Source organism: Microbacterium sp. JZ70, from assembly GCF_053903225.1.
The window spans coordinates 541,020-553,868 of the sequence record NZ_CP096405.1; the positions used below are offsets into that span (position 1 = coordinate 541,020).

Consider the following 12,849-nt stretch of genomic DNA (forward strand, 5'->3'; position numbering starts at 1 on the left):
GTCCGTGCTCGCGAGGCCGCATCGCCTGGTCCTCGGCGCCGACTATCGCAAGGTCGTGCGTCGAGGCTCTCGATGCGCCGGTGCGTCGACCGTGACGCACGTCGTGCACTCCTTCGAGGAGCGCGCGCCGCGGTTCGGATTCATCGTCAGCAAGGCCGTCGGCAACGCCGTCACCCGGAACACCGTGCGCCGCCGCCTCAAGGCGGTGTGCGCGGAGGCGCTTCCGGACGTGCGACCGGGGGCCGATGTCGTCATCCGCGCCCTGCCCTCGGCGGCCGACGCCACCTTCCAGGAGCTCCGCTCCGAGGTGACGCGCTGCCTCGCGCGCAAGGCGGCGGCATGAGCGTGCTGCCCGCGTCGGCCACAGGGTCGGCGCGGTTTCGCGTATCCGACGCCGTTCGGGCGCTCCCGCTGCTGCCGCGCAACGCCGGCCTCGTGCTCCTGCATGGATATCGCGCGACGATCTCGCACCTCTACGGCGACGTCTGCAAGTACTACCCCTCCTGCTCCGCATACGCGGTGACGGCCGTGCAGCAGCACGGTCTCGTGAAAGGATCGGGACTGGCGGCGATGCGCATCGCCCGGTGCCACCCGTGGGCTGCGGGCGGCGAAGACGACGTGACGCCGCACCCGCGCTTCCGCTACGACCTCACCCGTCACGGCTTCGTCGTGCCGCTACGAAAGGACTGACCTCCGTGGACTTCCTCGGAATCATCCTCTGGCCCATCCGCTGGGTCATCGAAATGATCCTCGTCGGCTGGCACGCCGTCCTGACCTTCTTCGGCATGCCGGTGGACGGCGGACTCACCTGGGTCCTCTCGATCGCCGGCGTCGTCGTCATCGTGCGCACGGCTCTGATCCCGCTCTTCGTGAAGCAGATCAAGAGCCAGCGCAAGATGATGGAAATCGCTCCTGAGATGAAGAAGATCCAGGAGAAGTACCGGGGCAAGCGCGATCAGCTCTCTCGCGAGGCGATGAGCCGCGAGACCATGGCGCTGTACAAGAAGCACGGCACGACGCCGGTGTCGAGCTGCCTGCCTCTGCTCGTTCAGATGCCGGTCTTCTTCTCGCTGTACTACACGCTGTACGACATCAAGGCGCACGCGGCAGCGAACAAGGGCGGCGTCGGCCTGCTGTCGCCGGAGCTCACGCAGCAGTTCAACAACGCGAAGCTGTTCGACATCGCCCCGCTGAGCGAGACGCTCGTCGACGCCATCCAGCACCGCCCCGACGGCTGGGTCGGCACCACGATCATCCTCGTGATCATGGTCGCGCTGATGATCGCGACGCAGTTCTTCACGCAGCTGCAGATCGTCTCGAAGAACCTCTCGCCCGAGGCCAAGACGGGCCAGGCGTACCAGATGCAGCGCATCATGCTCTACATCATCCCGTTCGCGATGATCTTCTCGGGCGTCTTCTTCCCGCTGGGCGTCGTCTCGTACTGGTTCTTCAACAACCTCTGGACCATGTGCCAGCAGTTCCTCGTGATCCGCGAGCTCCCGACGCCCGGCTCGGATGCCGCGAAGGAGCGCGAGGCGCGTCTCGCCCGCAAGGGCAAGGCGATCAACAGCCAGGGCAAGGTCGTCACGATGGCCGAGTACGAGGCCGAGCAGCAGGAGCTGCTGCGCAAGGCCGAGGAGGCCCGCGCGAAGCAGCCCAAGCGCCAGCAGCCCATGAGCGCCAAGCGCGCGAAGAAGCAGCAGCGGCCCGACGGCGCGTCGAGCTGACGCCCCCTCCGCCCGGACCGGCCACACGAGAATGGACGCCATGAACACGCAGCCCGCCACCGCGGCCGACGCCCCCACCGAGGCCGACCTCGAGCGCGAGGGCGACGTCGCCGCCGACTTCCTCGAGGGCCTTCTCGATATCGCCGACATCGACGGCGACCTCACGCTCGACGTGCGCCAGGGGCGCGCGTACGTGTCGGTCGAGTCGGACGACGCGTCGCTGCGCGTGATCTCGCACCCGGACACCGTGCAGGCTCTGCAGGAGCTCACCCGGCTCGCGGTGCAGAGCGAGACCGGCGCCTTCTCGCGGCTCATCCTGGACATCGGCGGCTCGCGCGACGTCCGCCGTCGACAGCTCGAGACGCTCGTCGACGCGGCCGTCGCGAAGCTCGAGGAGGGGGCCACGCAGGCGTCCCTTCCGTCGATGTCGTCGTACGAGCGCAAGCTCGTGCACGACATCGCTGCGGACCGCGGTCTCGTCTCGGAGTCGTACGGCGAGGGATCCGACCGCCACACGGTCATCCGCCGCGGCTGATGGTCTCCTCCCCCGCTGGCCTCGAGGCCGAGCCCGCCGAGGCGGCCGCGCTCTTCGGAGATCGGATCGATCTGGCGCGCACGTACACGCAGGCGCTCGCCGAGCACGGCGAGGAGCGCGGGCTGATCGGCCCCCTCGAGGTTCCGCGCCTGTGGTCGCGCCACATCCTCAACTCCGCCGTGACGGCGCCCCTCTTCCCCGAGGGCGGACGCGTCGGCGACGTGGGGTCGGGTGCCGGTCTGCCGGGGCTCGTGCTCGCGATCGCGCGGCCGGATGTGCAGTGGGTGCTCATCGAGCCGATGGAGCGTCGCACGACCTGGCTCAACGAGCAGGTCGCGGCGCTCGGCCTCGACAACGTCGTGGTCGAACGCGCACGCGCCGAAGAGGCGGGGCGCTGGGAGGGTGTGCTCGACGCCGTCACGGCACGCGCGGTGTCGGCGCTGAGGACGCTCATCCCCTGGACTGCTCCGCTCGTGCGCGACGGCGGAGAGCTGATCCTCCTCAAGGGGCAGAGCGCTCCGAACGAGATCGATGCCGCGGCGAAGGCCATCCGGAAGTACAAGCTCTCGGATGTCCGCGTCGAGATGGTCGGCGAGGGCACGATCTCCGAGCCCACGCGAGTCGTGCGCGCTCTCGTCCGCGCGTAATTGCCCACTGATCTGGGGTTCCCTTCGTCGCACGACCGGTGATGGTTCCGTGCGCCGCCTCTCGGTAGCCTCGGAGCATGGATCAACGCGAGCGCGACGAACGCATCCGCGCGTACTACGGGGAGCATTTCGACGAGGGCGAGCGCCTGTCCTCGCGATCGGCGGCGGGTCGACTTGAGTTCCTCCGTGTTCAGTCGCTGGTCCGCGCCCGGCTGCAGCCCGCGTCGACCGTGCTGGACGTCGGCGGGGGGACCGGCACGCATGCGCGCTGGCTGGTTGCCGACGGGCATGCCGTGACCCTGGTCGATCCGGTGCCTGCCCAGGTCGACGTCGCTGCCCGCATCCTCGGGGTGAGGGCTGTGGTCGGGGATGCACGTTCTCTGGAAGACGTCGACGCGAGCGCGGACGCGGTGATCATGCTCGGGCCGCTCTACCACCTGCAGGATCGGGCCGATCGGCTGCGCGCGTTGACTGAGGCGCTCCGCGTCCTGCGCCCGGGTGGAGTCGTGTTCGCGGGAGCGATCTCTCGCCTCTCTGCACTGACCAAGACGGTGCTGGCTCGTGGATTCCGCGATCTGCCCGCGGATGAGGTGCGCGTGCTGCTCGAGATCGGAACCACTGCGGGTTCGCTGGAGCCCGCCGCGGGGCGCTTTCCGGGTGGCCATCATCACACGGCTGCGGAGCTCTCCCACGAGCTTTCGGAGGCCGGCTTCGTCGACGTGGAGGTCGTGGGGCTGGAAGGTCCCGGCGGGATGGGTCTCGAACTGATGGCGCCGGACGAGGAGGTGGTCGCGGCCGGGGACGTGCTTGCGAAGCGCCTGGAGGCGAGTCCGTATGGCCCGGACCTGTCACCGCACCTTCTCGGCATCGCGTCGAGACCGCACGAGGTGTGAGTCGCTGCGCACGCGGCGTGGTCCTGGGTGCAGATGCGTTTCACGTGAAACCCCTTCGGGAGTGGCTGGATCGGTTGCGTGTGTGCACCGGGTTCGTGTGGCGTTTCACGTGAAACGCCGCGGCCCCTCGCGGATCGCACCGCTGCTTCGCGGGATTGCTCCTGGGTGGGCGGCCGGCGGTCTTGTCGGGCGCTGCCGATACGGACTCACGGGCGCGGGAGTGGCCGTGCGCGACATCGATGAATCTGGATCTTCCGGTTCACCGCGAGTACGCGCCCGGATCAGACGATCACGAGGATCGGAGCGCATTGCGTCTCGACCGGCGCAGTGACCCGGGCGTACCGGCGCTCGCCCGCACGCGCACACCACTCGACACCGAAGACGAGGAGATGACGCGTTTCACGTGAAACATTGCGGAGCGCGGCGACCGCGGTCGCGGCCAGCGGGTGTCGCGCGAGCTGTCGCGCCCCATGCCGTCCCGAGGCGCGTATGTCCGGAGGAGATGGCGCGTTGTGAGGATCGCGAGGGGTTTCACGTGAAACAGAGCCATGTTGGTCCGTGTGGGCGGCACCTTGAAGACGGAAGCGACGCCTCGGACTCGGCAGCGTGAGAGATCTGGGAGAGCGACGAGACGTCGATGTGGAGGCCCGCTTGGTCGTGGGCGCTGCCCGCCCGTTCCCGGGCCGCACCCGCGCTCTGCACGAATCTCACTCGTCAGATCCGGTGCAACGCGGTCGTCTCCGTGATTCGATGCGGGACGTTCCTCGATGCCTTCTGCCCGTCGGTCTCCCCCGCGGTGGCGACGTTGGGCCCTCCGCTCGCCCTGCATCGACTCCGGAGATGCGGTCGGGTAGACCGGGCGCTCGAGATCAGCCCGGTCGGGACGTTTCACGTGAAACACGGGGACGGCCGACCGCTTCGGACCGCAACTTCGAGCGGAGCCCGAGCTCGCCGCTCTGCAACACGCCGAGCCACCCCGCGCCCATCTCTATTGCATGGGCTCGATGGCTCGTGCCGCCGCTCTGAGGTTCGAGTGCGGCATTGCTGCGCGCGATGTTTCACGTGAAACGCTGCGGGCCGCGGCGCGAGAACCGGACCGGCAGTGCGGCGGCGCCGTGATCGACGCGACGTTTCACGTGAAACATCCCGCCGGCACCAACACCCAGCCTCTACCTGGGTGCCCCTGCAGGCGTGGCGGCGTATCGCCCGTTAGAGTGGAGAGCGTCTGCTCGCGGCGAAGGGATGAGTGTTTCACGTGAAACAGTCCGGCAACATCACGGAGCCTGACGACAGTCCGATCGCGCGGGAGCTGGCCGACCTCACAGCCCGTCGCCGCGCGCTTGCGGACGTCGAGGTGTCGTTCACCGGCCCCACTCGGATCATGACGATCTCGAACCAGAAGGGCGGGGTCGGCAAGACCACGACGACAGTGAACATCGCTGCCGCGATCGCCTCGCTGGGTGGTCGTGTCCTCGTGATCGACCTCGATCCGCAGGGGAACGCGTCGACGGCGCTCGGTGTCCCCCACAACGCCGAGAGCCCGAGCATCTACGACGTCCTGATCGACGACGTTCCGCTGAAGGATGTCGTCCAGCAGAGCCCTGAGGGCGAGACGCTGGTGTGTGCACCGAGCAACATCCACCTCGCCGGCGCCGAGATCGAGCTGGTCACGCAGGTCGCCCGTGAGCAGCGGCTGAAGACCGCGCTGGCGGAGTACCTCGAGGATCGCGAGGAGCGTCTCGACTTCGTCCTGATCGACTGCCCTCCCTCGCTCGGGCTCCTCACGATCAACGCATTCACGGCAGCGACCGAGGTGTTCCTCCCGATTCAGTGCGAGTACTACGCGCTCGAGGGACTGAGCCAGCTCCTCGGGAACGTGAAGATGATCCAGAAGCACCTCAATCCGCGCCTGCGTCTGTCGACCATCCTTCTCACCATGTTCGACGCGCGCACGCGTCTGTCTCAGCAGGTCGCCGACGAGGTGCGAGGGCACTTCACGGGCGAGGTGCTCGACACCGTCATTCCGCGCTCCGTGCGCGTCTCCGAGGCACCGAGCTTCGGGCAGACGGTCATCACATACGACGGCAACTCCGCAGGTGCGATCGCGTACCGCGAGGCCGCGCTCGAGATCGTGCGACGCGGAAGCGCGGACGCGAAGGAAGGGGAATCCTGATGGCGAAACGTACTGGCCTGGGTCGCGGCATCGGAGCGCTCATTCCGACCTCGGAGCTGAGCGACGAGCGTCCCGTCGACGTCTTCTTCCCGTCGTCGACGAAGACCAAGGGCTCGAGCGCCGGCGAGACGTCGCCCCGGAAGCGTGCGTCGAAGGAGGAGGCCTCCCCCGCGTCGGGCGAAGAGCTCGTCGAGGTCCCGGGCGCGCGCCTCGTGCACATCGACCCGAAGGCGATCGTCCCCAACCCGCGTCAGCCGCGCACGAACTTCGACCCCGACGATCTCGCCGAGCTCGTCCACAGTGTGAAGGAGTTCGGCGTCCTGCAGCCGGTCGTCGTGCGCGACAAGGGCGACGGGACGTACGAGCTCATCATGGGCGAGCGCCGCACGCGAGCGTCGCGAGAGGCGGGACTGACCGAGATCCCGGCGATCATCCGCGACACGGCGGATGAGGACCTCCTGCGCGACGCCCTGCTGGAGAACCTCCACCGGTCGCAGCTGAATCCGCTCGAAGAGGCGTCCGCGTACCAGCAGCTCCTCGAGGACTTCGGGATCACGCAAGAGAAGCTCGCGACTCGGATCGGGCGCTCGCGCCCCCAGATCAGCAACACCATCCGTCTCCTCCGGCTGCCGGTGCCCGTGCAGCAGCGAGTGGCGGCGGGCGTGCTCAGCGCCGGCCACGCGCGCGCCATCCTCTCCCTCGAGACCGAGGAGCAGATGCAGCAGCTCGCGGACAAGATCGTCAACGAGGATCTGTCCGTCCGCGCTGCCGAGGCAGCGGCCAAGCAGATCGCCGCAGCCGGGACCGCAGCGCCCCAGCGCACTCCCCGCCCTCAGGGCGGAGCGCGGCGCGCCTACCTCGATGAAGTGGCGACACGACTCGGCGACCGGCTGAGCACAAAGGTCCGGATCAAGCTGACGGCGAGAAAAGGCCAGGTCACAATCGATTTCGCTTCGATCCAGGACCTCAATCGGATGCTCGAGGAGATCGGCGAGACCGCTTACGGCGAGTGACGGCGGCGGCTAGCGTGGTCGCATGACCGCGCCCACGCCGTACATCCTCTTCCCCGGCACCTGCCGAGAGGCACTGGAGCACTATCGCGCTGTGTTCGGCGGTGAGCTCGAACTCCACACGTACGGCGAGTTCGATCGCACCGACGGCCCTGCCGACGACATCGCGCACGGCGATCTCCTCGGGCCCGTCTCGCTTCAGGGCGCGGACGCCGGCGCGGACGAGGACGGGGTCGCGCTGACCGGGGTCATGCTGTCGCTCCTGGGGCGATCTGACGCGGCTACGCTGCACCGCTGGTTCGATGCGCTGGCCGAGGGGGGAACCATCGTCTCGCCGCTCGAGAGGCGCTCCTGGGGCGACTGGGACGGGATCGTCGTGGATGCGCACGGGCTGCGCTGGCTGATCGGCTACCGCGGGGCCTGAGCGCTGTCCGTAGGGCATGCGCCGCACGACCGTCAAGGGGTTTCGAGCAGGGTCACGGATTCGTAACGTCGAAACCGCACGACCTGTCGAGACACCGAGCCGGGAGGACGAAGCCCCATGGAGACGACCGAGAACGCAGGCACGAGCGGAGCGCAGAGCGGGCAGGACCCCCGTGACGCGAAGGACGGGGGCCCCTTCCCCGAGCAGGAGCAGGAGACGCAGCCGGGGCTGACCGAGGAGATGACCCCCGAGCCCGACCACGGCGAGTCGAGCTGGGTCGGTCGAGGCCGCCTGATCGGGCGCAAGGCGCTCATCACGGGCGGCGACTCGGGCATCGGCCGCGCGGTCGCGCTCGCGTACGCGCGAGAGGGCGCGGATGTCGCGATCGCGCACCTTCCCGAGGAGGAGGCCGACGCAGCCGAGACGCGGCGTCTCGTCGAGGCGGAGGGCCGCGTCTGCGCGACATTCGCCGTCGACCTCACCTCCGAGCAGCAGACGGTCGAGCTCGTGCGCGCGGCGCGCGAGGCCCTCGGCGGCATCGACATCCTCATTCCCAACGCCGCCTACCAGAAGCAGCGCGACGGCATCGAGTCGATGCAGGTGTCGGAGATCGAGCGCGTGTTCCACACGAACCTCGTCTCCGCCATCGTGCTGGCCCGCGAGGCCGTGCCGCACATGCCGGCGGGCGGCTCGATCATCGTCACGACGTCGATCCAGGCGTCCGAGCCCTCCCCCGGGCTGCTCGACTACGCCATGAGCAAGGCCGCTCTCGTGGCCTATGCGCAGGCTCTGGCGCAGGAGCTGGCCGAGAAGGGCATCCGGGTCAATGCGGTCGCTCCTGGCCCCATCTGGACGCCGCTGATCCCCGCGACGGGCTTCCCCGCCGACAAGGTGAAGACCTTCGGCTCGGACACCCCGCTCGGCCGGGCGGGCCAGCCGGCCGAGCTCGCGGGCGCCTACGTGTACCTCGCGAGCGACGAGGCGACGTATGTCACCGGTGCGGTCATCCCGGTCACCGGGGGCCGCCCCTTCTGAGAGGAGGCACGCAGATGCCCAATCCGAGGATCAAGGACGAGAAGCTCTACGAGGAGCTCCGCGAGGACGGTGCGTCGGCCGAGAAGGCCGCACGCATCGCGAACGCGGCCGCGCGAGACGGCCGGAGCTCGGTCGGCAAGCGCGGCGGCAAGGCGGAGGACTACGAGGAGCGCACGGTGCCGGAGCTGAAGAAGCGCGCGAAGGAGCTCGGAATCGAGGGGTACTCCAAGCTCCGCAAGGGCGAGCTCATCGACCGGCTTCGCAACCACTGAGCCGCCCCGCGGCCGCTCCATGTCTCACTCGGCGAGGCCATCCGGACCCGGATCCCTCGTCGAGTGAGACATGCAGAGTCGGGAAGCGCGGGAGAGCGCGGGCGGAATGGGGTGCGCGCGGCCCTCGTGCGCGTGCACGCGCGTACGCTTGACGGGTGGAGCTGCCCGCCGAATCCCTCCCCCGCCGCCGCGCGAGCGTCGAGGTGCTGCGCGCCGAGGCGGCCGACGAGCTCGCGGCCCTCATCCACGAGCGGCTGCGCGAGGGCGAGGATCCCTGGGACTTCATGGAGGACCTCCCCACGGTCGACGAGCTCGTCGTCTTCACGCTCCGGGCTGAGCACATCGAGGCGGATGGCGGCCTGCGGCCCACGCACGCGCGCAATCAGCGCGTGCTGCGGCTCATCGCGGCCGAGTACCCCGAGCTCACGAAGGCCGTCTGGCGGCTCATCGGCCAGGAGAACACCCATCGCCGCTGGGACGCCGTCGTCCGGGTCGTGGATCGCGGCTGACACGGCGAAGCCGCCCTGCGGACGGATCCGCAGGACGGCTTCGAGGTGCACGCGGCGCAGGAGTCGCTCCTGCGCGGAGTCTCAGCCCAGGTAGGGGGCGAGATCCTGCTCGAGCGCGAACTTCGGCTTGGCGCCGATGATGGTCGAGGCGACCTCGCCGTTCTGGAAGACCTTCATCGCCGGGATCGACGTGATCTGGTACTTCATCGCGAGGTCGGGGTTCTCGTCGACGTTGAGCTTGAGGATGGTGATCTTGTCGGGGTTCTCGGCCTGGATCTCGTCCAGGACGGGCGCGACCATGCGGCACGGACCGCACCAGGCGGCCCAGAAGTCGACCAGCACCGGGCCGTCGGCCTGGAGCACATCCTGCTCGAAAGTGGCCGACGAAGTGGCCTTGACGTTGCTCATGGGATCTCCTTGTTCAGCAGCTAAGGGGGAGAACACCGGATGGCGGTGCGATGTTCCCCGGGTCAGGCTTCGACCAGCTGGTCCTCGGTCGGGGCCGGCTCTCCCGCGTCGCCCAGCGACGCGAGGAAGTGCTCGGCGTCGAGCGCGGCGACCGTGCCCGACGCGGCCGCGGTGACCGCCTGACGGTACGACGGGTCGATCACGTCGCCGGCGGCGAACACGCCGCGCGCGGACGTGCGCGACGAGCGGCCGTCGACCGCGATCGTGCCGTCGGCCGTCAGCTCGAGCTTGTCGTGGACGAGGTGCGTGCGGGGATCGTTGCCGATCGCCACGAACAGGCCGTCGAGCGCGAGGTCGCGGGTCTCGCCGGTGACGGTGTCACGCAGCGTCACGCCCTCCACGGCCGACTCACCGCGCACGTCAGCGACCTCGGCGTTCCACACGAACTCGATCTTCTCGTTCGCGAAGGCGCGGTCCTGCATGATCTTGGAGGCCTTGAGGCTGTCGCGGCGGTGGATCACGTAGACCTTCGACGCGAACTTCGTGAGGAACGTCGCCTCCTCCATCGCCGAGTCGCCGCCGCCCACGACCGCGATCTCCTTCTCGCGGAAGAAGAATCCGTCGCAGGTCGCGCACCACGAGACGCCGTGACCGGACAGGCGCTCCTCGCCGGGCACGCCGAGCTTGCGATAGGCGGAGCCCGTGGCGAAGATGACGGCCTGGGCCTCCTCCACGGCGCCGCTGCCGAGCGTGACGCGCTTCACATCGCCCGCGAGGTCGAGCTCGGTCACGTCGTCATAGCGGACCTCGGCGCCGAAGCGCTCAGCCTGCTCCTGCATCTTCTGCATGAGCTCGGGGCCCATGATGCCCTCGGGGAACCCGGGGAAGTTCTCGACCTCGGTCGTGTTCATGAGCTCGCCGCCCACTTCGACCGAGCTGGCCACGACAAGCGGCTGCAGGTTCGCGCGCGCCGCGTAGATCGCCGCCGTGAATCCGGCCGGGCCTGATCCGATGATGATGAGCTGTCGCACGCGCGCCTCCTGAGGTGTCTGGATGACTCAACCCATGGTACGTCCGCGGTATTCCATAGATATTCGTCAATGTATCAGGATGGCCGCGCCGGCGGGGCGGTGCTCTCGCGCACGACGAGCTCGGTCGGCACGACGTCGACCCCCGGTCGGCTCTCGGCTCCGGTCCGCAGCTGAGCGAGAGCGGCCGCGACGGCCCGTCGACCGGCGTCCGCGAAGTCCTGATGCACGGACGTGAGCGGCGGGTCGTACGCGACCGCGTCGGCCGTGTCGTCGAAGCCCACCACGCTCACGTCGTCGGGCACGCGGCGCCCGGCCTCCCGCAGCGCACGGTAGAGGCCGAGCGCCATCTGATCGTTCGCGCAGAAGACGGCCGTGCACGACGGATCCGCGGCGAGAGTCCGCCCGATCTCGTAGCCGGACTGCGCCGACCAGTCGCCGCGGAGCAGCGGCGGCACGTCGCGCCCGGCGCGCTCGAGCGTCTGCCGCCATCCGTCCGCGCGGCGCTGCGCGGGATGCGACTCCTCGGGGCCGGTCAGATGCCACACCGTGCGGTGTCCGAGCGAGAGCAGGTGCTCGGTCGCCTGGCGCGCGCCGTCGAACTGATCGGTGTCGACCACGACATGGGTGTCATCCGCGCTCGTGTCCATGAGCACGATCGGCACCCCCGGCGGGACGAGCGTCTCCGCGCGATCCAGCAGCTGCTTCTCGATGTTGAGGATGAGCGCGTCGACGGCGAGCTCCTGGAGCCGCGAGTACACGCGCTTGACGCCGCCCTCGGCCTGCGCGCGGAGCGGGATGAGCGTGGTCGTGTACCCCTCGACGGCAGCCGAGTGGGCGATCGCCTCGATCGTGCGGATGTCGCCGATCGTCGACAGCGTGCTGGAGACCACGCCGATCGTCCGGAAGGACCCGAGCTTGAGGGCGCGCGCCGCGCTGTTGGGCCGGTAGCCGAGCTCGTCCATCGCCGCGATGACCAGCTCGCGGGTCTCGTCGAGCACCCCGCCGAAGCCGTTCGCGACGCGCGAGACGGTCTGCGCCGAGACGCCGGCATGGGCCGCGACATCGGCCATCGACACGCGGCGTCCCTCGGAGGTGCGGCGTCGGCGCCGGGGGCGGGGGGAAGCGTCTTCGTCCATCGTCCTGAAACCGTATCGTGACCCCGCCGAGTTGCGCGCTCATCGATGTCGCGTACGATGTTTACGCAAACATAGCTGTTCCCACACTCCTGTCGACGCAGCGGAGGACCCCAGGATGATGACGACGTCGCCTGCCGTCTCGGTGAAGCCACCGGGCCGGGCGCAGACGAGAGCCGCGCGCCATGCACGCGGCCGATGGACCGGATGGGGGTTCCTCGCTCCGTTCATGATCGTGTTCGCGCTCGTCTTCCTCGCCCCGATCGCGTACTCGATCTACCTCAGCCTCTTCCGCTCGCAGCTCGTCGGCGGCACGGTCTTCGTCGGCCTCGACAACTACGTCGCGGCGTTCTCCGACGCCGCGTTCTGGGAGGGCTTCGTCCGCGTGGCGCTGTTCCTCGTCGTGCAGGTGCCCATCATGCTGTGCATCTCGCTCATCGCCGCTCTCGCGATCGACAGCGGCCGCCTGTACGGACGGGACTTCTTCCGCATCGGCATCTTCCTGCCCTACGCAGTGCCGGCCGTCGTCGCCGCGTTCATGTGGGGCTTCATGTACGGCGAGCGCTTCGGGCTCGTCGGCAACCTCGAGGACCTGCTCGGCATCGCGCTCCCCGAGCTGCTCTCCCCCGACCTCGTGCTCGCGTCGATCGGCAACATCGTCACGTGGGAGTTCGCGGGCTACAACATGCTCATCTTCTACTCGGCGCTGCGGGTCATCCCGACCTCTCTCTACGAGGCGGCGGCGATCGACGGCGCGAGCCAGTTCCGGGTCATCCGCGCGATCAAGCTCCCGGCCATCCGCGGATCCCTCGTGGTGGCGACGATCTTCTCGATCATCGGCAGCTTCCAGCTCTTCAACGAGCCGAGCATCATGCAGTCGCTCGCGCCGAACGCGATCACGACCTCGTTCACGCCCAACCTGTACGCCTACAACCTCGCGTTCTCGGGCCAGCAGCTCAACTACTCCGCGACCGTCGCGATCATCATGGGCGTCATCACGATGGTGATCGCCTACGTCGTGCAGCTGCGCGGGATGCGGAAGGCCGACTGAC

16 protein-coding genes are annotated in these 12,849 nt (G+C 68.9%); 13 read left to right on the forward strand and 3 right to left on the reverse strand.

Going from position 1 to position 12,849, the window contains the following annotated elements; all coding sequences use genetic code 11:
- The first annotated feature begins 4 nt into the window (after positions 1-4).
- The 12 genes from rnpA (at position 5) to M1D46_RS02475 (ending at position 9,225) form a co-directional block, all read left to right on the forward strand.
- Positions 5-343, forward strand: coding sequence for a ribonuclease P protein component (rnpA, locus tag M1D46_RS02420; protein ID WP_271172529.1), 339 nt, complete (start codon positions 5-7; stop codon positions 341-343).
- Positions 340-690 carry a membrane protein insertion efficiency factor YidD gene (gene yidD, locus M1D46_RS02425; protein ID WP_271172530.1) on the forward strand — a complete coding sequence of 117 codons (351 nt, stop codon included), beginning with the start codon at positions 340-342 and terminating at the stop codon, positions 688-690. Before rnpA ends, yidD begins: the two co-directional genes overlap by 4 nt.
- A 5-nt stretch (positions 691-695) precedes the next feature.
- Positions 696-1,727, forward strand: coding sequence for a membrane protein insertase YidC (yidC, locus tag M1D46_RS02430; protein ID WP_455969748.1), 1,032 nt, complete (start codon positions 696-698; stop codon positions 1,725-1,727).
- A gap of 40 nt (positions 1,728-1,767) precedes the next feature.
- Positions 1,768-2,262 carry a Jag family protein gene (locus tag M1D46_RS02435; RefSeq protein WP_456286494.1) on the forward strand — a complete coding sequence of 165 codons (495 nt, stop codon included), beginning with the start codon at positions 1,768-1,770 and terminating at the stop codon, positions 2,260-2,262.
- Complete coding sequence (gene rsmG / locus M1D46_RS02440) at positions 2,262-2,909, forward strand: 16S rRNA (guanine(527)-N(7))-methyltransferase RsmG (RefSeq protein WP_271172533.1); 648 nt, start codon at positions 2,262-2,264, stop codon at positions 2,907-2,909. Before M1D46_RS02435 ends, rsmG begins: the two co-directional genes overlap by 1 nt.
- Before the next feature lie 77 nt (positions 2,910-2,986).
- Entirely contained in the window at positions 2,987-3,802 is an 816-nt protein-coding gene (locus M1D46_RS02445) for a class I SAM-dependent methyltransferase (protein WP_456286495.1), read from the forward strand.
- 1,246 nt (positions 3,803-5,048) lie between these two features.
- The gene (locus M1D46_RS02450; RefSeq protein ID WP_271172535.1) at positions 5,049-5,975 is read left to right on the forward strand and encodes a ParA family protein; all 927 of its coding nucleotides are present in this window, start codon (positions 5,049-5,051) and stop codon (positions 5,973-5,975) included.
- A complete protein-coding gene (locus M1D46_RS02455) occupies positions 5,975-6,988 on the forward strand; it encodes a ParB/RepB/Spo0J family partition protein (RefSeq protein WP_324013300.1) in 1,014 nt (337 codons plus the stop codon). The genes M1D46_RS02450 and M1D46_RS02455 overlap by 1 nt, the downstream gene beginning before the upstream one ends.
- Positions 6,989-7,010: 22 nt before the next feature.
- Positions 7,011-7,409: a VOC family protein gene (locus M1D46_RS02460; RefSeq protein WP_456286496.1), complete on the forward strand. Its 399-nt coding sequence runs from the start codon at positions 7,011-7,013 to the stop codon at positions 7,407-7,409.
- 117 nt (positions 7,410-7,526) lie between these two features.
- The gene (locus M1D46_RS02465; RefSeq protein WP_282978370.1) at positions 7,527-8,444 is read left to right on the forward strand and encodes an SDR family oxidoreductase; all 918 of its coding nucleotides are present in this window, start codon (positions 7,527-7,529) and stop codon (positions 8,442-8,444) included.
- A gap of 14 nt (positions 8,445-8,458) precedes the next feature.
- Positions 8,459-8,716, forward strand: coding sequence for a DUF7218 family protein (locus M1D46_RS02470; protein WP_271172539.1), 258 nt, complete (start codon positions 8,459-8,461; stop codon positions 8,714-8,716).
- A 155-nt stretch (positions 8,717-8,871) separates the two neighbouring features.
- Positions 8,872-9,225, forward strand: coding sequence for a tryptophan synthase subunit alpha (locus tag M1D46_RS02475; protein WP_324013296.1), 354 nt, complete (start codon positions 8,872-8,874; stop codon positions 9,223-9,225).
- 81 nt (positions 9,226-9,306) lie between these two features.
- On the opposite strand, the gene trxA is transcribed toward M1D46_RS02475, so the two are convergent.
- The 3 genes from trxA to M1D46_RS02490 all read right to left on the reverse strand — a co-directional run bounded on the left by trxA (position 9,307) and on the right by M1D46_RS02490 (position 11,800).
- Positions 9,307-9,633, reverse strand: coding sequence for a thioredoxin (trxA, locus tag M1D46_RS02480; RefSeq protein ID WP_271172540.1), 327 nt, complete (start codon positions 9,631-9,633; stop codon positions 9,307-9,309).
- A 62-nt stretch (positions 9,634-9,695) separates the two neighbouring features.
- A complete protein-coding gene (gene trxB / locus M1D46_RS02485) occupies positions 9,696-10,664 on the reverse strand; it encodes a thioredoxin-disulfide reductase (RefSeq protein WP_324013293.1) in 969 nt (322 codons plus the stop codon).
- Positions 10,665-10,738: 74 nt separating this feature from the next.
- Positions 10,739-11,800, reverse strand: a complete 1,062-nt coding sequence (locus M1D46_RS02490; protein ID WP_324013292.1) for a LacI family DNA-binding transcriptional regulator — start codon at positions 11,798-11,800, stop codon at positions 10,739-10,741.
- Between the two features lie 118 nt (positions 11,801-11,918).
- On the opposite strand from M1D46_RS02490, the gene M1D46_RS02495 reads away from it, so the two are divergent.
- Positions 11,919-12,848, forward strand: coding sequence for a carbohydrate ABC transporter permease (locus tag M1D46_RS02495; protein WP_271172682.1), 930 nt, complete (start codon positions 11,919-11,921; stop codon positions 12,846-12,848).
- The last annotated feature ends 1 nt before the right edge of the window (position 12,849 follow it).